This window comes from Hylemonella gracilis str. Niagara R, assembly GCF_000600295.1.
Taxonomy (GTDB): Bacteria; Pseudomonadota; Gammaproteobacteria; order Burkholderiales; family Burkholderiaceae_C; genus Hylemonella; species Hylemonella gracilis_A.
On sequence record NZ_JEMG01000001.1, the window covers coordinates 172,407 to 190,236 of the forward strand.

17 protein-coding genes are annotated in these 17,830 nt (G+C 65.6%); 7 read left to right on the forward strand and 10 right to left on the reverse strand.

From position 1 onward, the window contains the following. Positions 1–1,515 (forward strand): Asp-tRNA(Asn)/Glu-tRNA(Gln) amidotransferase subunit GatB, encoded by a 1,515-nt coding sequence (gene gatB / locus AZ34_RS00870; protein ID WP_035603776.1) that lies wholly within the window; start codon positions 1–3, stop codon positions 1,513–1,515. Positions 1,516–1,569: 54 nt separating this feature from the next. Here the strand turns inward: gatB and AZ34_RS00875 are convergent, their stop codons facing one another. Beyond that, positions 1,570–2,037, reverse strand: a complete 468-nt coding sequence (locus tag AZ34_RS00875) for a DUF1348 family protein (protein WP_035603779.1) — start codon at positions 2,035–2,037, stop codon at positions 1,570–1,572. A gap of 106 nt (positions 2,038–2,143) precedes the next feature. Between AZ34_RS00875 and AZ34_RS00880 the strand changes: the two genes are divergently transcribed. Beyond that, on the forward strand, positions 2,144–2,755 hold the full coding sequence (locus AZ34_RS00880; protein ID WP_051509424.1) for a TetR/AcrR family transcriptional regulator: 612 nt from the start codon (positions 2,144–2,146) through the stop codon (positions 2,753–2,755). Here AZ34_RS00880 and cynS read toward each other — a convergent pair. The 7 genes from cynS to pyrE form a co-directional block, all read right to left on the reverse strand. After that, a complete protein-coding gene (gene cynS / locus AZ34_RS00885) occupies positions 2,749–3,192 on the reverse strand; it encodes a cyanase (RefSeq protein ID WP_035603782.1) in 444 nt (147 codons plus the stop codon). The genes AZ34_RS00880 and cynS overlap by 7 nt on opposite strands. A gap of 40 nt (positions 3,193–3,232) precedes the next feature. Continuing rightward, positions 3,233–4,093 (reverse strand): ABC transporter ATP-binding protein, encoded by an 861-nt coding sequence (locus tag AZ34_RS00890; protein ID WP_419670182.1) that lies wholly within the window; start codon positions 4,091–4,093, stop codon positions 3,233–3,235. Next, the gene (gene ntrB / locus AZ34_RS00895) at positions 4,083–4,988 is read right to left on the reverse strand and encodes a nitrate ABC transporter permease (RefSeq protein ID WP_035603788.1); all 906 of its coding nucleotides are present in this window, start codon (positions 4,986–4,988) and stop codon (positions 4,083–4,085) included. The genes AZ34_RS00890 and ntrB overlap by 11 nt, the downstream gene beginning before the upstream one ends. A gap of 6 nt (positions 4,989–4,994) precedes the next feature. Continuing rightward, on the reverse strand, positions 4,995–6,422 hold the full coding sequence (locus tag AZ34_RS00900) for a CmpA/NrtA family ABC transporter substrate-binding protein (protein ID WP_051509425.1): 1,428 nt from the start codon (positions 6,420–6,422) through the stop codon (positions 4,995–4,997). 129 nt (positions 6,423–6,551) lie between these two features. Beyond that, positions 6,552–7,196, reverse strand: coding sequence for a response regulator transcription factor (locus AZ34_RS00905; RefSeq protein ID WP_035603791.1), 645 nt, complete (start codon positions 7,194–7,196; stop codon positions 6,552–6,554). Next, complete coding sequence (locus tag AZ34_RS00910) at positions 7,193–8,386, reverse strand: PAS domain-containing sensor histidine kinase (protein WP_035610521.1); 1,194 nt, start codon at positions 8,384–8,386, stop codon at positions 7,193–7,195. Before AZ34_RS00910 ends, AZ34_RS00905 begins: the two co-directional genes overlap by 4 nt. Before the next feature lie 98 nt (positions 8,387–8,484). Next, positions 8,485–9,180, reverse strand: a complete 696-nt coding sequence (pyrE, locus tag AZ34_RS00915; protein WP_035603794.1) for an orotate phosphoribosyltransferase — start codon at positions 9,178–9,180, stop codon at positions 8,485–8,487. Between the two features lie 13 nt (positions 9,181–9,193). Between pyrE and AZ34_RS00920 the strand changes: the two genes are divergently transcribed. Further along, positions 9,194–9,991, forward strand: coding sequence for an exodeoxyribonuclease III (locus tag AZ34_RS00920; protein WP_035603797.1), 798 nt, complete (start codon positions 9,194–9,196; stop codon positions 9,989–9,991). A gap of 203 nt (positions 9,992–10,194) precedes the next feature. Here the strand turns inward: AZ34_RS00920 and AZ34_RS00925 are convergent, their stop codons facing one another. Next, positions 10,195–11,160 carry a hypothetical protein gene (locus AZ34_RS00925; protein WP_081767018.1) on the reverse strand — a complete coding sequence of 322 codons (966 nt, stop codon included), beginning with the start codon at positions 11,158–11,160 and terminating at the stop codon, positions 10,195–10,197. Between the two features lie 143 nt (positions 11,161–11,303). On the opposite strand from AZ34_RS00925, the gene AZ34_RS00930 reads away from it, so the two are divergent. Then, positions 11,304–12,263, forward strand: a complete 960-nt coding sequence (locus AZ34_RS00930) for a LysR family transcriptional regulator (RefSeq protein WP_035603800.1) — start codon at positions 11,304–11,306, stop codon at positions 12,261–12,263. Positions 12,264–12,388: 125 nt separating this feature from the next. Beyond that, on the forward strand, positions 12,389–13,297 hold the full coding sequence (locus tag AZ34_RS00935; RefSeq protein ID WP_035603803.1) for an alpha/beta fold hydrolase: 909 nt from the start codon (positions 12,389–12,391) through the stop codon (positions 13,295–13,297). Between the two features lie 61 nt (positions 13,298–13,358). Here the strand turns inward: AZ34_RS00935 and AZ34_RS00940 are convergent, their stop codons facing one another. Next, positions 13,359–14,684 carry a DUF3422 family protein gene (locus tag AZ34_RS00940; RefSeq protein ID WP_035603806.1) on the reverse strand — a complete coding sequence of 442 codons (1,326 nt, stop codon included), beginning with the start codon at positions 14,682–14,684 and terminating at the stop codon, positions 13,359–13,361. A 131-nt stretch (positions 14,685–14,815) separates the two neighbouring features. On the opposite strand from AZ34_RS00940, the gene AZ34_RS00945 reads away from it, so the two are divergent. Beyond that, positions 14,816–17,074 (forward strand): patatin-like phospholipase family protein, encoded by a 2,259-nt coding sequence (locus tag AZ34_RS00945; RefSeq protein ID WP_197026477.1) that lies wholly within the window; start codon positions 14,816–14,818, stop codon positions 17,072–17,074. 66 nt (positions 17,075–17,140) lie between these two features. Further along, positions 17,141–17,779 carry an MBL fold metallo-hydrolase gene (locus tag AZ34_RS00950; RefSeq protein ID WP_035610527.1) on the forward strand — a complete coding sequence of 213 codons (639 nt, stop codon included), beginning with the start codon at positions 17,141–17,143 and terminating at the stop codon, positions 17,777–17,779. Positions 17,780–17,830 lie beyond the last annotated feature (51 nt).

The following is a 17,830-nucleotide window of genomic DNA, read 5'->3' on the forward strand; positions in this document are numbered from 1 at the left end:
ATGAGCAGCAAGTTGATCCAAGGCTACGAAGTCGTCATCGGCTTCGAGACACACGCCCAGCTTTCGACCGAGAGCAAGATTTTCAGCCGCTCGCCCACGGCCTTCGGCGCCGAGCCCAACACCCAGGCCAGCGCGGTGGACCTGGCCCTGCCCGGCACCTTGCCGGTGATGAACAAGGGCGCGGTCGAACGCGCCATCCAGCTTGGCCTGGCCCTGGGCTCGCAGGTCGCGCCGCGCAGCATCTTCGCGCGCAAAAACTACTTCTATCCCGACCTGCCCAAGGGCTACCAGATCAGCCAGTTCGAAATCCCGGTCGTGCAAGGCGGCGAGGTGTCGTTCTACCTGGGCGACGAAAAGAAGACGGTGCGCCTGGTTCGTGCCCACCTGGAAGAAGACGCGGGCAAGTCGCTGCACGAGGACTTCATCGGCCAATCCGGCATCGACCTCAACCGCGCGGGCACACCGCTGCTGGAGATCGTGACCGAGCCCGACATCCGCAGCAGCGAAGAGGCCGTGGCCTACGCCAAGGAGCTGCACAAGATCGTGACCTGGATCGGCATCTGCGACGGCAATATGCAGGAGGGCTCTTTCCGCTGCGACGCCAACGTCTCGGTGCGCAAGCCCGGCGCGCCGCTGGGCACGCGCCGTGAAATCAAGAACCTGAACAGCTTCAAATTCATGCAGCAGGCCATCGACTACGAGATCCGCTGGCAGATCGAGCAGATCGAGGACGGCCACGCCATCCAGCAGGCCACGGTGCTGTTCGACCCCGACACCGGCGAGACCCGCGCCATGCGCACCAAGGAAGACGCGGCCGACTACCGCTACTTCCCGGACCCGGATTTGCCGCCGCTGGTGATCGCGCCCGAGTGGATCGAACGCGTGAAGGCGCAGATGCCCGAGTTGCCGCGCGCCATGGCCGCACGTTTTGTGGCTGACTACGGTCTGCCTGAGTACGACGCGACCACGCTGACCCAGAGCAAAGCCATGGCCAGCTACTTCGAGGAAACAGCCCGGCTTTGCAAGCAGCCCAAGCTGGCGAGCAACTGGATCATGGGCGAGGTGTCGCGCCGCCTGAACAGTGAGGAAATCGCCATCGAAACGGCGCCGGTTCAGCCAGCACGCCTCGCCGCATTGATCCAGCGCATTCAGGACGGCACCATTTCAAATAACGCCGCTAAGCAAGTGTTCGACCACCTTTGGACTCCAAAAGCGGCCGAGTGGGTATTTGGGTCTCAACCTGGCGAAGTAGATGCTGGCCTGAGCACACTCCGAGAGCTTAAGCACATCGATGACATCATCGAAGCCAAAGGCCTCAAGCAGATGAACGACTCCGGTGCGCTGGAAAAGATCATCGACGAAGTGATCGCCGCCAACCCCGACAACGTGGCCCAGTTCAAGGCCGGCAAGGACAAGGCCTTCAACGCCCTGGTCGGCCAGGCGATGAAGGCCAGCAAGGGCAAGGCCAATCCGCAGCAGGTTAACGACCTGCTCAAGCAAAAGCTGGGAGTCTGAACCGTTGAGGCCCGCTGCGCATCACGCGCAGCAACGGGCCTCAACCCTACCGCCTCACAAGCCCAGGTCACTCAAGCTGGGGTGATCATCCGGCCGCCGACCCAGGGGCCAGTGGAACTTGCGTTCCTCTGCCTTGATGGGCAGGTCGTTGATGCTGGCGAAACGCCGCTGCATGTAGCCCAGCGCGTTGAACTCCCAGTTCTCGTTGCCGTAGGAGCGGTACCACTGGCCCGAGTCGTCGTGCCATTCGTAGGCGAAGCGCACGGCGATGCGGTGCTCGCTGACCGCCCAGAGCTCCTTGATCAAGCGATAGTCCAACTCACGCGCCCACTTGCGCTGCAAGAAGGCGCGCACCTGCTCGCGCCCCACCGGAAACTCGGCGCGGTTGCGCCAGCGCGTGTCCTCGGTGTAGACCTGCGCCACGCGGTCGGGGTCGCGCGAGTTCCAGGCATCTTCGGCCAAACGCACTTTCTGCGCTGCGGTCTCGGGGGTGAAAGGGGGCAGGGGCGGTTTCGGGTCCATCACATCTCCTCGGCGGCGGGTTGAAACACAAGACAGGACGAACGTAGACAGATCTGTCTACGTCGCCAGTCTATCGAAAGTAGACAGGTCTGTCTACAATGCCGCCATGCCGAATGCCCTGACCGAACCCGCCCTTGGCCTGAGCTCCCTGCCCGCGCGCGAACGCATCCTGCGCACGGCGCATGATCTGTTCTACCGCGAAGGCATCCGGGCCACGGGCATCGATCGCGTGATCGCCGAGTCCGGCGTGACCAAGGTGACCTTCTACCGCCACTTCCCGAGCAAGAACGACTTGGTGCTGGCCTTCCTCGAATACCGGCACGTCCTGTGGATGGACTGGTTTCGCGCTGCGCTGCAACGCCACGGCGGCAAGCTGCAGGGCCTGCCCACGGTCCTGGGGGAATGGTTCCGTCAGCCGGTCTTCCGAGGCTGCGCCTTCATCAACAGCGTGGGCGAATTGGGCGGCACGGAACCGCAGGTGCGCGAGATCGCGCAGCGGCACAAGCAGGACATGACCGAGGCGATCGCCAGCCTGCTGCCGCCATCACGCCGGCGCAAGCAAGACGCGCTGACCATCGCCCTGGCCGTGGACGGCGCCATCGTGCGCGCGCAGACTGACGCGGCACCCGAGCCCGCCCTGCGTTCCCTGAGCCGCCTGCTGCGCGCCCTGGCTACCGACATGGAAGCGGCCTCGGCGAACGAAGGTACGGATCAGTAAGTCTTGTAGGGCAAGAACTTGCCCGACAGCACCACGTTGACGCGGTCGCCCTTGGGATCGGCCTCGCGCGTGATGTCCATCTTGAAGTCGATGGCGCTCATGATGCCGTCGCCGAACTCTTCGTGGATCAGTTCCTTGATCGTGCTGCCGTAGACGTTGACGATCTCGTACCAGCGGTAAATCAGCGGGTCGGTGGGCACGGCGGTCGCGAGCGAGCCCTTGTAGGGCACGACCTGCAGCCACTTCTGCTCTTCCTCGTTCAGGCCGAAGATGGCGCCGATGGTTTTGGCCTGCGCAGCGTCGAAGGTCATCTGGCCCAGGCAGCCGGCCGTGACCCATTCCTTGCTGAGGCCGACCTTGGCGGCCACGTCCTCCCATTTGAGGCCCTTGGACACCTTGGTGGTGATGATTTTTTCAGTGACGTCGTTGCGGTTCATGGAATGCTCCTAGGTTTGGGGGAATGCGTGCTGTGCGCCCTCAATGGGCGTGCGCACGCGAGACGAGAAAATCGACAATGTGATTGCGCAGCGCGTAATAACCGTCGAGGTGGTGCAGGCCAGCGCGTTGGCGCTCGCGCGGCAGGGGGTTGACCACCACCTCGGCGATACCGCCGGGCAGGTAACGGCCGTCGCGCTCGCCGCCATTGCGCATGAGCAAGATGCGGTCGGCCAGCAGAATGGCTTCGTCCACGTCGTGCGTGATCATGAACACGGTCTGCCGCGTCTGGCGCACGATGGCCATCAGTTCGTCCTGGATGGCCCCACGGGTCAGCGCGTCCAGCGCGCCAAAGGGTTCGTCCAGCAACAACATCTTGGGCGCGATCGAGAAAGCCCGCGCGATGCCCACGCGCTGCTTCATGCCGCCCGACAACTCACTGGGCTTGCGGTCGATGGCGTGACTCAGACCGACCATCGCGACATACCGTTCCACATGGGCTCGCAGTTCGACGGCCTTCATCTCCGGCCAGCGCGAGCGCACGGCGAAGGCGATGTTCTGGCGCACGCTGAGCCAGGGCATCAGGGCATGGCCCTGGAAGACCACGCCGCGCTCCAGGCTGGGCCCGGCGACCTCGCGTCCGTCCATGAACACATGGCCGGCACTGGCCTGGTCCAGCCCCGCCAGTACATTGAGGATGGTGGTCTTGCCGCAACCAGAATGGCCGATGATGCAGACGAACTCGCCCTTGTCCAAGGTGAAAGACACGTCGGCGAAGACCGGCCGCTCGGGCAGGTAGGCCTTGGCCAGCCCTTCGATCTTGAGGAAAGTCTTCACGCCTGCTGGCTCCGTACCGTTGTTCCGCGTTTCAGGGCGAACTGCATTGCGAGCCTCACTCCACATAGGTCACGGCTTTCTGCAGACGACCGAACAGCAGGTCGAGCAGCATGCCCACCACGCCGATCATGGCGATCGCGAAGATCACGTTGGACAGCGACAGGTTGTTCCACTCGTTCCAGACGAAATAACCGATGCCCGTGCCACCCACCAGCATCTCGGCGGCGACGATGACCAGCCAGGCGATGCCCATGCTGATGCGCATGCCCGTGACGATGGTGGGCGCGGCGGCCGGCAAGATCACGAGAAAAGCCTTGCGCAGGGGTCGCACCTCCAGCGTGGCTGCCACGTTGAGCCAGTCGCGCCGGACCGCGGCCACGCCGAAGGCCGTGTTGATCAGCATGGGCCAGATCGAACAAATGAAGATCACAAAGATGCCGCTGGCCGAGGAATCCTTGATGGTGTAGAGCGCCAAGGGCATCCAGGCCAAGGGGCTGATGGGCTTGAGTACCTGGATGTACGGATCGAGCGCACGGCTCAGCAGAGGCGACATGCCGATTGCGAAGCCCGCCGGCACCGCCACCAGGCAGGCCAGCAGAAAACCCAGCCCCACGCGCGCCAGCGAATGCCCGAGCTGGATCGCGATGCCCTTGTCATTCGGGCCGTTGTCGTAGAACGGGTTGCTCAGGTGCTTCCACACCGTGCGCCCGAATTCGGCCGGTGGCGGAAAGCCGCCCTGCTTGACGCCACCACCACCCGCCGCGGCGCTGGGGTCCTTGCCCATCATCTTGAGGTACTCGATCTCCTCGGCGGTCAAAGTGATCGCCGCCCCCGCACCGCTGGCGGCCGGCAGCGTGGCCAGATGCCAGACCGCGAGCAGCAGCAGGAACAGAAGCAAGGACACCAGGGCGGCACGCAGTCCCAACGAACGTCCTTTGTAGTTGCGCCAGATGGTGCTCATGCGTACTCAGGCCGCCTTGCGAATCTTGAAGCTCTTGGCGTAGTCGGCCGCCTTGGCCGGGTCGAACTCGCGCCCCATGATCTTGAACTTGGGGTAGCTGCCCTCGGGCACCGACTGGCCCAGGGCCGCCATCTGCTTCTTGGCGTCGGTGAGCAGGAAGACCTTCTCGGCGATCTGTTTGTAGTTCACGTCACCCTGCAGATACCCCCAGCGCTGCATCTGGGTCATCATCCACACCGCCATGCTCTGCCAGGGCATGGGATCGAAGTCGGCGCGGTTGGGCACGTTCTGCACCTTGCCCAGGCCGTCGGCGAACCGGCCGGTCAGCACCTGCTGGATCACGATTTCGGGCTGGTTCAGGTACTGCGCGGGCGCGATGGCCTTGGCGATCATGTCGCGGTTCTCGGCCTTGCGCGCCATGGCTGCGGAGTTCAGCACCGCGCGGTACAGGGCCGCGAAGGTGTTGGGGTTCTGCTGGATGAATTCGGCGCTGGTGCCGAAGGCACAGCAGGGATGGCCGTCCCACAGGTCCTTGGTCAGCAGGTGGATGAAGCCGATTTCCTCGTACACCGCGCGCTGGTTGAAGGGGTCGGGACCGAGGTAACCGTCGATGTTGCCCGCGCGCAGATTGGCCACCATCTCAGGCGGCGGCACGACGCGGATCTGGATGTCGGTGTCGGGGTTCAGGCCATGCTCCGCCACGTAATAACGCAGCAGGAAGTTGTGCATGGAATAGTCGAAGGGCACGGCGAACTTGAAGCCCTTCCAGTCCTTGGGATCGCGCTTGTCCTTGTGCTTGTTCGCCAGCGTGATGGCCTGACCGTTGGTATTCTGGATGGTCGCCACATGCATGGGCGCGGCGTTCGAGCCCAGGCCCAGGCTCATGGCCAGCGGCATGGGGCTCAGGAAGTGGGTCGCGTCGTACTCCTTGTTGAGCATCTTGTCGCGGATCAGCGCCCAGCCCGCCGTCTTGACCACTTCCACATTCAGCCCCTGCTGGCTGTAGAAGCCCATGGGGTGGGCCATGATGAGCGGCGTGGCGCAGGTGATCGGGATGAAACCGATCTTCAGGTCCTTCTTCTCCAGCGCGCCCTTGTCCTGCGCCATGGCCTGCAGGGCCGTCACCGGCAGCACCGAGGCGATGGCCGCGCGCGCCGTGTTCGCACCCACGGCTTTCAGGAAACGACGGCGCACGCTGTCAACGGGAAAGATCGCCTTGATCAGGCTGGCCTCGACAAACTCCCGCGACAGGGCTTCGGCCTCGGTCGCGAGCGACGCACTCTGCGCGACGGCTTTTCCGTGGTCGGCGGGCGCGTGATCCTGGCCGCAGGAACAGCGCAGCATCAGCGGACGGTCGGCGTCATACGGTGCATAGGTCTGGGAACCTGTGTCGGACGAGATCGACGGGACGGACGTGGCAGGCAGTCGGGACATGGCGCACCTCTTTCAAGAAAAGATGCAGTCCTTACGCAAATCGTGCGCCAGTCGCGCTGGCCTGCTGGCGATTTGCGACGCTGAATCACAAAGTCGCCGATGATTCATCGCGGCCTTGTAGGTCTGGCCCTACAAATTTCGCGAGGTGGTGTCTCGCTCGGCGTAAAGCGCCAGTTCCACATCGTTCTTGGTCCCGGTCTTTTCCAGGATGCGCGCCCGGTAGGTGCTGACGGTGTTGGGGGCGAGGCCCAACTGCGCACCAATCTCGCTCACGCTGCGCCCCTGGATGAGCAGACGAAAGACCTGGTGCTCGCGGTGGGACAGGGTTTCGGCACCGCCGCGTCCGGCCACCGCGCCCGCCAGGGCCTCGGCCGTCGCGGGCGTGACGAACACACCCCCGGCCGCGGCCTTGCGCACGGCGGCCAGCATCACATCCGGGTCCGCGCTTTTATTCAGGTACCCCGCCGCGCCCAGCTTGATGCAGCGCGCCGCGTACTGCCGCTCCGGGTAGGTGCTGAGCATGAGCACGGGCAGGCGCGGATGGGCCGAGCGCAACTGCTGCAACACATCCAGCCCATCGCGCTCCGGCAGGGCGATGTCCAGCAGCACCAGGTCCAGGCGCTCGTGCAGAGCCCGCACCTGCACCAGCACGTCAGGGCCGGTGGCGGCTTCGGCCACCACCTGCAGGCCCGGATCATCGGACAGGATCTGCTTGATGCCCTCGCGCACGATGCGATGGTCATCGCCGATCAGGATGCGCAGGATCTCGCTCATGGCGTCACCGGCATCAGCAGGACAAAGATCGCGCCCCGGCCGGGCTGGCTCTCGATGGCCACCTGCCCGCCGAAATGCCGCGCACGCTCGCGCATGCCCATCACGCCATAGGCCGTGGCGGCCTCGAAGGCCTCGGGCGTGGCCCCGCGTCCGTTGTCGCGCACGCTCAGGCGCAGCTGGCGCGCGTCGGCTTCGATGCGGATGGAGACCGCACTGGCCTGCGCATGCCGGCCCACATTGCTCAGCATCTCCTGGAAGATGCGGAACACCGCCATGGCTGCCGGCTCGGGCAGCTCCACGCCGGCCTGCACCTCCATGTGCCAGGTCAGCGCAAGCTCGGCCGACTGCACGAACTCCTGCGCTTGCCATTCCAGCGCGGCCCACAGGCCTTGGTGGTCAAGGATGCTGGGGCGCAGGTCGGTGATGATGCGTCCCACGTTCTCCACGGCATTCTCGATCAGGCGACCCATGTTGTGGCACTTGCAACGCAGGCGCTCGCGCAGAGCGTCCGCTTCCTCGGGCACGGGCGCTTCGCCGAGGCGCTTGGCCACCCAATTCACATCCATCTTCAGCGCGACCAGCAGGCTGCCCAACTCGTCATGGACCTCGCGTGCGATGCGGGTGCGTTCGTCCTCGCGCGCCGAATCGAGCCAAGCCGAGAGCTTGCGCATCTGCGCCAGCGCGTCCGAGAGTTCGCGTGTGCGCTCCTCGACGCGAACTTCCAGTTCCTCCTTGGCGCGGCGCAAGGCGTCGGCGGCCTGCTTGCGCGGCGTGATGTCCACGATGGTCGCCATTGCACCCAGCACCATGCCGTTGTCGACCACGGGGTGCGAGGTGTATTCGGCCGGGAAGCTCGTGCCATCGCGCCGCCAGAGCACTTCGTTGTCGATGCGGCAGGACTGGCCACGGCGGAAGGCGTTGAAGATAGGGCAATCGCTTTCCAGATAGGGCTGGCCATCCTGGCGCGTGTGGTGGATCAGCTCGTGCATGTTGCGGCCGATCACCTCGACCGGCTCATATCCCAGCATGCGCGCGCCCGCCGCGTTGATGAAGATGCAGCGTCCTGCGAGGTTCACGCCGAACATGCCCTCACCCGTCGACTCCAGCAGCAAGGCCAGTCGATCACGCCACAGCGGATGGGCCAGGGACTGGCCTTCGTGCAGCGCAGGGATTTCAAGCGAGGAGGACATGGCGATCTGGGCAGGGTCTTGCAGCAAGGAAGCAAGCGCCATGCCGCTCGCCTGCTCTTGTCCCTACTTTTGCCCCTGCGCTTGACCGCCCTCAAACGCTAGTGGGCCACGCCGTAACGCTGGCGGTAGGCCAGCACGCGCGCATGGTCCGCGCCCGAGGCGCCACTGCCCTGGCGCTCCAAGTAGCGCAGCAGGTCTTCCAGCCGGGCGATGGTCGCCACCTGCATGCCCAGGCGATCGCGCACGTACTGCACGGCGCTGTAGGGCACGTCCGCGCCGTTCTCGGTCGCCATCTCCTGGCGGTCCAGCGCGATTACCACGGCGTGCGGCCGGGCGCCGGCGGCTTCAATGAGCGCGATCGATTCGCGCACGGCCGTGCCGGCCGACATCACGTCGTCCACGATCAGCACGCGGCCCTTGAGCGGCGCGCCGACCAGGGAGCCACCCTCGCCATGGTCCTTGGCTTCCTTGCGGTTGTAGGCGAAAGGCTTGTTGTGGCCGCGCCGCGCCAGCTCCACCGCCACCGCCGCGCCCAACGGGATGCCCTTGTACGCAGGGCCAAAGATCATGTCGAATTCCAGGCCACCATCACGCATCGCGTCCAGCAGCGCCCCCGCATAGAATTCCGCCAGCCGGCCCAGTTTGGCCCCGTCGTCGAACAGGCCCGCGTTGAAGAAGTAGGGCGACAGCCGCCCCGCCTTGGTCTTGAATTCGCCAAAGCGCAGCACACCGCATTCGACCGCGAAGGCCACGAATTCCTGGGCCAACGCCTCTTTCTGTTCTTCACCCGCCATGGCTACATCATCCTTGTTCAATCTGGTCAGTCTCAACCTCAACGGCATCCGTTCCGCCACCAGCAAGGGGCTCGAGGCCTGGCTTGAGAAGACGCGCCCGGATTGTATTTGCGTGCAGGAAGTCAAGGCCCAGGCACCGGACGTGACGGGCAAGTTCGAGCAACTCGCTGGCCTGCAAGGCCGCTTTCACTACGCCGAGAAAAAAGGCTACTCGGGCGTGGCCGTCTACACGAAGCACGCGCCCAGCGACGTGCTGATTGGCTACGGCTCGCCCGAGTTCGACGCCGAAGGCCGCTGGGTGGAACTGCGCTTCGACACGCCGCAGCGCAAGCTTTCACTGATCAGTTGCTACTTCCCCAGCGGCTCCTCGGGCGAGGAACGGCAGGAAGCCAAGTACCGCTTCCTCGACGAAATGTGGGCACACCTGCAGACGCTGCGCGGCCAGCGTGAGTTCATCCTCTGCGGCGACGTCAACATCGCGCACAAGGAAATGGACCTGAAGAACTGGAAGGGCAACCTGAAGAACAGCGGCTTCCTGCCCGAGGAGCGCGCCTGGATGACCAAGCTGCTGGACCCGCAGCAAGGTGGCCTCATAGACGTGTACCGCGCGCTCGAACCCGAGGCGACGGACACCGCCTACACCTGGTGGAGCAACCGCGGGCAGGCCTACGCGAAGAACGTGGGCTGGCGCATTGACTACCACCTGGCCACGCCCGCCCTCGCGGCGCTGGCGCGCAGCACCAGCGTCTACAAGGGCGAGAAGTTCAGCGACCACGCGCCACTGACCGTCCATTACGATTTCCAGCTCTGAGCACCGTGGATCGTTGTCGGCCGTGGGTCACCCTTGTTCCAAGGCGTGACGGCCCTGGCCTGCACCGACCACCTCCACCAGCCGGGCATTTCTTCGGCACATCACCACCAGGGTCTCAGGGTCGATTTCCGTGTTGAACTGGCGCGCATCCTTGAGCGCTTCAGCCGGAGCACGGTCCGATGCCAGTGGCGATGAACATCACCTCAATACTTCTGGAGCACGAAGTCGCTGACCTTGGGTGCGTCGGGCGTCAAGAGGCTGTCGAGGCGGGCGTTGAGGATGTAGAGGTCACCACCCGCGATCGCGGCGGCGGTCGGGAAGACATGGAGGCTCTTGCGACTGCTCTTGACCGTGGCGCTCTTCCAGCCATCGGTCGAGACCAACTCCAGCGCGCGGTTGGCCTGGCCGTTCTGCACCAGCACGATGCGGCCGGGGTCGCGCAGCACCATGCCATCGGCGCCCGGGAGTGCCTCGGGTAACTTCACTGCGGAGATCTGCTTGGGGTCGCTCACGGGGATACGGAACAGTTCCCCGCTGTTGTGCTTATTCACCAGCAGGTAGCCATCGGGGTGGTACACGATGCCGTTGAGATTGAAGCCTTCGCCGGTGAACCGCGGGTCCTGCACGAAGACAGTGGCCTTGCCCGTGGTGTCGATGCGGTAGATGACGGGAGCGAAGCTGTCCGTCACATAGGCATTGCCCTGAGCGTCGACGGTGATGTCATTGGCGAAATGGGCCCCCGGCACCAGACCACTCAGGTCGTAATAGGCTTTCCTGGCACCGGTGCTGGCGTCGTAGGCGGCCACGGCCGCGAGCTTGCCCTGCGTGGTCGGGCTGCTGTGCACGGAGCCGCCGACGTCGCCATTGGCCACCCACAGGGTGTTGCGTCGGGCATCGAGAAACAACCCGGTGCTGGAAATCAGCGCCTGGTCCTGGATGAAGGGGACGTAACGGCCTTCAGCGCTCACCTTGCCGATGGTGCCGTGGCGGACGGACCCCACCAGGAAGCTGCTCTGACGCGCCGAGTAGGCCACGCCTTCGGGATAGACGGTGTCGGCACTGAATGGGATGTCGCCCCCGGCGACAGCGAGTTGCGCGGCCAGCGCCAGGGGGATGATGGCCATCCGGGCCAGGCGTTTGCGTGTTGTGTGGAATGCAGAGGTGACCATGTCGATCTTTCTTTCTGGCCCAAGGGCCGGTTGTGGTGTGATCGATTGTGTTGAGTTGCATTGTTTGCAACAATAACCTGTCTTCAAAAGCTAGATTGCGTATTTAGCAAAATACGTCATCGCCTCACGCTGAATGCCTGCCCATGCTGGACGCCATCCAAACCTTTCTCGCCGTCGCCACCGAAGGCAGTTTCACGGCCGTGGCGCGCCAGCAAGACACAGCGGTGTCCTCCATCACCCGCAAGATCGACACGCTCGAAGCCGACCTCGGCGTCAAGTTGCTGGCGCGGAGTTCACGCGCCATCCGGCTGACCGATGCTGGCGAAGAGTTCCTGCCACGCGCCAGGCGCATGCTCGCGGAGATGGACGATGCCCGGCATGTGCTGGCCGACCTCAACGCCGATCCCTCCGGTCTGCTGTCGGTCACTGTGCCGGCGGCGTTCGGCCGGCGACATGTGGTGCCGGCGCTCCCGACCTTTCTCGCGAAATACCCGCTGATGGAGATCGAAATGCACGTCAGCGACCAGCGTGTCGACCTCACGACACAACGCGCGGACGTGGCCATCCGGATCGGGGTCTTGCCTGACAGCGATCTGGTGGCGACCCGGCTCGCACCACAACGCCGTCTGGCCTGCGCCAGCCCGGCTTACCTGGAACGGCACGGCGCGCCGGCCGGGCCACAGGAGCTGCTCACGCACAACTGCCTGAACTACGCGTCCACCCCGATACCCACAGGCTGGTGGAACTTCCCGGAGCTCAGGCGCACCACGGCACTGCCTGTGCGGGGTTCGTTCAAGACCGACGACACCGAGACCCTGCTGGAAGCGGCGATCGCGGGGATCGGCATCGTGCACCTCGCCAGCTGGCTGGTGTGCGACGCACTGCGGGACGGTCGGCTGGTGTCACTGTTCCCCGACAGTTCACCTGCCGCTGCGAGTTCAGGCCTGAGCCCAAACTCCAAAGGAGGCAACGCGGAGATCCACGCGGTGCGGCTACCGGGCCGCTCCCACACGGCCAAGGCGCAACTGTTCATCGCGCACCTCAAGGAACACATCGGCAACCCGCCGTATTGGGACCTGCCGGAATTGGGGCCTGCCGGATAAAGCGGCGGGGCTGCGGCATGAGGGCCGCCAGGGCTCATCCACCGCGTGATGGCCTGTCTGCTCTGGGACTGTGCACACCAAGGTCTGGGACTAGCATCTGCGCAAGACCATCCTGCGGAGTGCCCATGATCGACACCTGGCAACAAGCCTTGCCCCATGGCATCAGCCTGAGCTGCCGCGCCGCCGGCACCCGCGGCCGCCCGGTGCTGCTCTTTCTGCATGGTTTCCCCGAAGCCGCTTTCGTCTGGGATGAATTGCTGGAACATTTTGCCCGGCCAGAAAACGGCGGCTACCGCTGCGTGGCCCCCAATCTGCGGGGCTACGAAATGTCGAGCGCGCCGCCCGAGCCCGCCGCCTACCGAGCCAAGCACCTGGTGCAGGACATCGCGGCCCTGATCGCCATCGAATCACCCGGCCAGGCCCTGGCCTGTCTGGTCGCGCACGACTGGGGCGGCGCCGTGGCCTGGAACCTGGCGAACCAGCAGCCCGCGCTGATGCGGCGCCTGGCCATCCTCAACTCGCCACACCCGGGCACCTTTCTGCGCGAACTGCAAAACAATCCGAAGCAACAAGCCGCCAGCGCCTACATGAACTTCCTGATCCGGCCCGATGCCGAAACGTTGCTGGCCGAGGACGACTACCGCCGTCTCTGGGACTTTTTCCTGAACCTGGGCGCGGGTGCAGACGGGTACGGCTGGCTGACCGAGGAATTGAAACAGCGCTACCGCGCCGTCTGGGACCAGGGGCTCACGGGCGGCCTCAACTATTACCGCGCCTCGCCCCTGCGCCCGCCTCGGCCGGACGATGCGGCGGCCAGCCAGATCACGCTGCCGCGCGAGATGCTGACCATCTCCATGCCCACCCTGGTGCTCTGGGGTCTGGGTGACACCGCCCTGCCACCCGAGCTGATCGAGGGCCTGGACGACTACATCCCGCAGCTCACGCTGGAACGCGTGCCCGACGCCACCCACTGGATCGTGCACGAACGGCCGCGGCAGGTCATCCAGTCGCTGCAGCGTTTTCTCGCCGCTTAGATGGGGCGCTCGTCAGCCCGCAGGCTTCGTCTGTTTCAGTTCGACCGGGCAGTGATGGGGGCTATCCCCCTCCCGCCTTCAGCTTCTGGTGCACCCGCCGCGTGACACGCCACACGCCCCAGATCACCATCGGGATCAGCACGCCCGTGGTCATCTCCACGTCGATAGGCAGCCCCGCCGTCTTGGCGGCCTTGACGCCGTAGACCAGCAGGCTGACCACGTAATAGGAGATCGCCGCGATCGACAGGCCTTCCACCGTGGTCTGCAGGCGCAGCTGCAGTTCCTGGCCACGCGTGAGCTTTTCCAGCAGCTGCTGGTTCTGCGCCTCAGTGGCGATGTCCACCCGGGTGCGGAGCAAGGCGCTGGCGCGCGCGACACGTGCTGACAAGGACGCCAGACGCTGCGCCGTGGCCGTGACGGTCGCCATGGCTGGCGAAAGGCGGCGCTGCAGGAATTCACCCACGGTCTGGGTGCCGGGCACAGGCTGCTCGCGCAACTCGTCCAGCCGCTGGTCCACGATGGCCGCGTAGGCGCGTGTGGCCGCGAAGCGGTAGTCGTGCTCGGCCATCGCACGCTCGATGCGCGCGGCCAGGCCGATCAGGGTATCGAGCAGTTCCTGCTCCGAGGCGGATTTGTTTTCCAGCCGGGCCGTGATGCCGGCCAGAGCTCCTTCGGCCTCGCCCAGCATGGCGCCCAGGTCCTTGGCCACGGGCAGGCCACGCAGCGCCATCAGCCGGTAGGTTTCCAGTTCCAGCAGACGTTGCGAAATCCGTCCGGCGCGGGTTTCGCTCGTGGACGGCGGCGCGACCACGAGGAAACGCTCGAAGCCGCTGTCACGCAGATGAAAGTCCGTCACGGCCCAGGAATGGCCCTGGTTGCCCATGACCGAGGCCACCACCACCCGCTCGCCGAACCAGCGCCGTGCCAGGGCCATGGTGGACTCGGCTGCGTCCAGATCGCCATGCACCAGGGCGAGTTCGATGGCCGCGAAGACGCGGCCAGGGATGTCGCGCAACCAGTCCGGCGGCAGCACCAGGCTGGATGACAGATCGGGCTCGGCCGCGCCCAGCGCGGCGTGCGCGGGCAAGGGCTGCACCAGGGAATAACGCGTGTACTCGGTGTGCCGTTCCCACTTGACGGTGTAGCCCTCGAAACGCAGGCGCAGGAAGTTGGCCTGCAGGGCATCGAGCGACAGCCCATGCTGCCCCGGCAGCAGACGCAGGTGCGCGCATTCCTGCTCGCGGCTCACGCCTTCGTTGAGCACGGCCACGTAGACGACCAGCGCCGGCAGGCGAATTCGGGCCGGCGGGCGCGCGTGCACTTCGTTGTGCAGCACGGCACGCAGCTCGTCGTCCAGCGGCAGGAACCGGGAAAAGGCGGCGCTCATGGCTGTGATTGTGCCTTTGCTCGTCACATTTCCAGACAGAATTCAGGCATGCAAACGCGTGGATGGACAAATTGAGACGCGGCCGGCCAGCCGGCGGGCGCGGCGACGCGCGCCTGTCGTTGACCGCGTTCATGACTCTCCCCCTGGCCATGCTCGCGGCTGTCCTGCTGGCCTTGCCGCCGTCGCGGGCCATCGGTCAAACGAGGAACCCAAGCGTCGTGCCCGCTGCGAGCACGGCGGCCAGCCAGAGCCCACGGGCCGAACCCCAGGCACGACCGCGTGTCTGCCTCGTGCTATCGGGCGGTGGCGCGCGCGGCGGTGCGCACCTGGGCGTGCTCAAGGTGCTGCAGGAGTTGCGCGTGCCGGTGGACTGCATCGTCGGCACCAGCGCAGGCGCCATCATCGGCGCGGCCTACGCCAGCGGCATGCCTTTGGACGTGCTGGAGGCCACGATAAGGCCCCTGAACACTGCGCTGCTGTTTCGCGACGTGCAGCGCGACGACCTCCCTCTGCGCCGCAAGGCCGAGGGGAAATACAACTACATCGGCCCGGAGATGGGGCTAAGCACGGGTGGCATCAGCCTGCCCAAGGGCGCGGTGTCCGGGGTGGCGCTCGAGGCCGTGCTGCGCCAGCTCACCGCGCGCCAGCGCAACGCCAACTTCGACCGCCTGCCCATCCCCTTTCGCGCGGTGGCCACGGACCTGGGCACGGCGGAAATGGTGGTGCTGGACCACGGCAGCCTTTCCGCCGCCGTGCGCGCCAGCATGGCCTTGCCAGCCATCGTCAACCCGGTCGAGATCAACGGGCGGCTGCTCGTGGACGGAGGTGTCAGCCGCAACCTGCCGGTGGACGTGGCACGCGCCATGGGCGCCCAGACCGTGATCGCGGTCAACATCGGCACACCCTTGCACGAACGCGATCAGATCCGCTCCTTGCTGGGTGTGACCGAGCAGATGATGCGCGTCGTGATGGCGCAGAACGTGCACGAATCCCTGCAGGATCTCAGTCCCGATGACGTGTTGATCAGCCCCGACCTCGGCAGCATCGGCACCGCCGATTTCGACCGCCTGCTCGAAGCCGCCGACGCAGGCGAGCGCGCCGCACGGAACATGGCTGAAGAGCTGCGACGTCTCCGCCTCGACGAGGTCAGCTACGCACAATGGGAGCGGCAACGCCTGGCGCCGCGCCCCGAGCGGGCACAGGTCAGCAGCGTGACCATCACCGGCACCCAGGTGGTCAACCCCGAGGCCGTGCGGGCCATGCTGCGCCTGCGGCCGGGGCAGAGCTTCGACGCCAGCCAGCTCGACGCCGACCTGCGTCGCCTCTACGCCACCGGTGACTTCGAAAGCCTGAGCTACACCCTGGCAGACCAAGCCGACGGCAGTCAGACGGTGGCCGTGCAAGCCACGGAGAAATCCTGGGGGCCGAGTTACCTGCGCGTGGGCCTGAACCTGTCCAGCGATTTCTCGGGCAACGCTTACTTCAACCTGCTGCTGGCGCACCGCCACGCCTGGCTCAACACACTGGGCGCCGAGTGGCGCAACGAGTTGCAGACGGGACGCACCGACCGATTGGGCACAGAATGGTTCCAGCCCCTGGACGTGGAGCGCAACATGTTCATCAGTGCCCAGGTCGAAACCCGGCGCGAGCCCTTCGACATTTTCTCGAGCGGCCAGCGCGTGGCGCGTTATCGTCGCGATGAGACCACGGCACGCCTGCAACCCGGGCTGGCCCTGGGCCACGCGGCCGAGCTGCGCGCCGGGCTGCTGCGCGGTCGCGTGCAGCTGAACAAGGACACGAGCGCCGACCTGGATGATCTGCAGCTGCCTTCCGTCGACACAGGCGGCCTGGAGCTGCAATTGCGCACGGACACACTGGACAGCCTCAGCTTCCCACACCACGGCATGGCACTGGACCTGCGTTATTTCGAATCGCTGCCCGCCTACGGCGCAGACCTGCGCTACGACAAGCTGGACCTGGCCTGGCGCGGCGCCACGACGCTGGACGACCATATCGTGCGCGCGGCCTACTACAGCTCGCGCGCCAGCGGCGACCGCGCTTTACCCGAACACGAACTCGCGCAGTTGGGCGGTTTTCTGCGCATGTCGGGTTACCAGACCGGTGAGCTGCTGGGCACACGCGCCCAGATGGGGCGCCTGGTCTACGCTTACCGGCTGACCGGCCCGGGCTTGCTTCAGGGGATGGAGCTGGGCCTGTCCTACGAGGTCGGCCAGATCCGTGAAGTGGTCGAGGAATCCCGGCACCAGGGCACACTGCGCAGCAACGCCCTCTTCCTTGCGGTGGATACACCGGTCGGCCCTTTGTACTTCGGGGTCGGCCACGCCGCCAGCGGCTCCAACGCGGTCTACCTCTTCCTGGGCCAGCCCTGAGACCGATGCGGCCCGGTTTTGGATAGCATCACTTTCCAAACCAGCTTTGGATATCACCACGCCACCATGCTCCAGTACCTGACCGTCCCCGTGACCGCCTTCCAGCAGAACTGCTCCATCGTCTGGTGCGACGAGACGATGGACGCCGCTGTCATCGACCCGGGCGGCGATCTGCCACGCATCACCGCCGCGGCCGCCCGCGCGGGAGTGAACCTCAAGGCCATCTGGATCACCCACGCCCACCTGGATCATGCAGGTGCGGCAGCGGAACTGGCCCGCGCGCTGAGCCTGCCCATCATCGGCCCGCACCCGGACGACCAGTTCTGGATCGATGGCCTGGCCGAACAGGGCCGCCGCTTCGGCATGCCGGCGGGCGAACCTTTCGTGCCCACGCGCTGGTTGCACGACGGCGACACGGTGCAGATCGGCCACTGCACGCTGAACGTGCGCCACTGCCCGGGCCACACGCCGGGCCACGTGGTCTTCCATTCGCCGCAAGCACACCGCGCCTTCGTCGGTGACGTGCTGTTCGCGGGCTCCGTCGGCCGGACCGACTTTCCACGCGGCAACCATGGCGACCTGATCCGCAGCATCACAGAAAGGCTCTGGCCCCTGGGCGATGACACCGTGTTCATCCCTGGCCATGGACCGGAAAGCACCTTCGGCCAGGAACGCGAAACCAACCCCTTCGTTGGCGGGACGTAACTTTGTTTGATTGAAGGGACCCAAACCAGGGCACTCGCGGAGCTGGCTTTG

Bases quoted from the DNA above. Each gene is read 5' to 3' on its own strand.
- gatB (WP_035603776.1), top strand. From the start codon at position 1: ATGAGCAGCAAGTTGATCCAAGGCTACGAAGTCGTCATCGGCTTCGAG.
- AZ34_RS00875 (WP_035603779.1), bottom strand. From the start codon at position 2,037: ATGGACCCGAAACCGCCCCTGCCCCCTTTCACCCCCGAGACCGCAGCG.
- AZ34_RS00880 (WP_051509424.1), top strand. From the start codon at position 2,144: ATGCCGAATGCCCTGACCGAACCCGCCCTTGGCCTGAGCTCCCTGCCC.
- cynS (WP_035603782.1), bottom strand. From the start codon at position 3,192: ATGAACCGCAACGACGTCACTGAAAAAATCATCACCACCAAGGTGTCC.
- AZ34_RS00890 (WP_419670182.1), bottom strand. From the start codon at position 4,093: ATGTGGAGTGAGGCTCGCAATGCAGTTCGCCCTGAAACGCGGAACAAC.
- ntrB (WP_035603788.1), bottom strand. From the start codon at position 4,988: ATGAGCACCATCTGGCGCAACTACAAAGGACGTTCGTTGGGACTGCGT.
- AZ34_RS00900 (WP_051509425.1), bottom strand. From the start codon at position 6,422: ATGTCCCGACTGCCTGCCACGTCCGTCCCGTCGATCTCGTCCGACACA.
- AZ34_RS00905 (WP_035603791.1), bottom strand. From the start codon at position 7,196: ATGAGCGAGATCCTGCGCATCCTGATCGGCGATGACCATCGCATCGTG.
- AZ34_RS00910 (WP_035610521.1), bottom strand. From the start codon at position 8,386: ATGTCCTCCTCGCTTGAAATCCCTGCGCTGCACGAAGGCCAGTCCCTG.
- pyrE (WP_035603794.1), bottom strand. From the start codon at position 9,180: ATGGCGGGTGAAGAACAGAAAGAGGCGTTGGCCCAGGAATTCGTGGCC.
- AZ34_RS00925 (WP_081767018.1), bottom strand. From the start codon at position 11,160: ATGGTCACCTCTGCATTCCACACAACACGCAAACGCCTGGCCCGGATG.
- AZ34_RS00930 (WP_035603800.1), top strand. From the start codon at position 11,304: ATGCTGGACGCCATCCAAACCTTTCTCGCCGTCGCCACCGAAGGCAGT.
- AZ34_RS00935 (WP_035603803.1), top strand. From the start codon at position 12,389: ATGATCGACACCTGGCAACAAGCCTTGCCCCATGGCATCAGCCTGAGC.
- AZ34_RS00940 (WP_035603806.1), bottom strand. From the start codon at position 14,684: ATGAGCGCCGCCTTTTCCCGGTTCCTGCCGCTGGACGACGAGCTGCGT.
- AZ34_RS00945 (WP_197026477.1), top strand. From the start codon at position 14,816: ATGACTCTCCCCCTGGCCATGCTCGCGGCTGTCCTGCTGGCCTTGCCG.
- AZ34_RS00950 (WP_035610527.1), top strand. From the start codon at position 17,141: ATGCTCCAGTACCTGACCGTCCCCGTGACCGCCTTCCAGCAGAACTGC.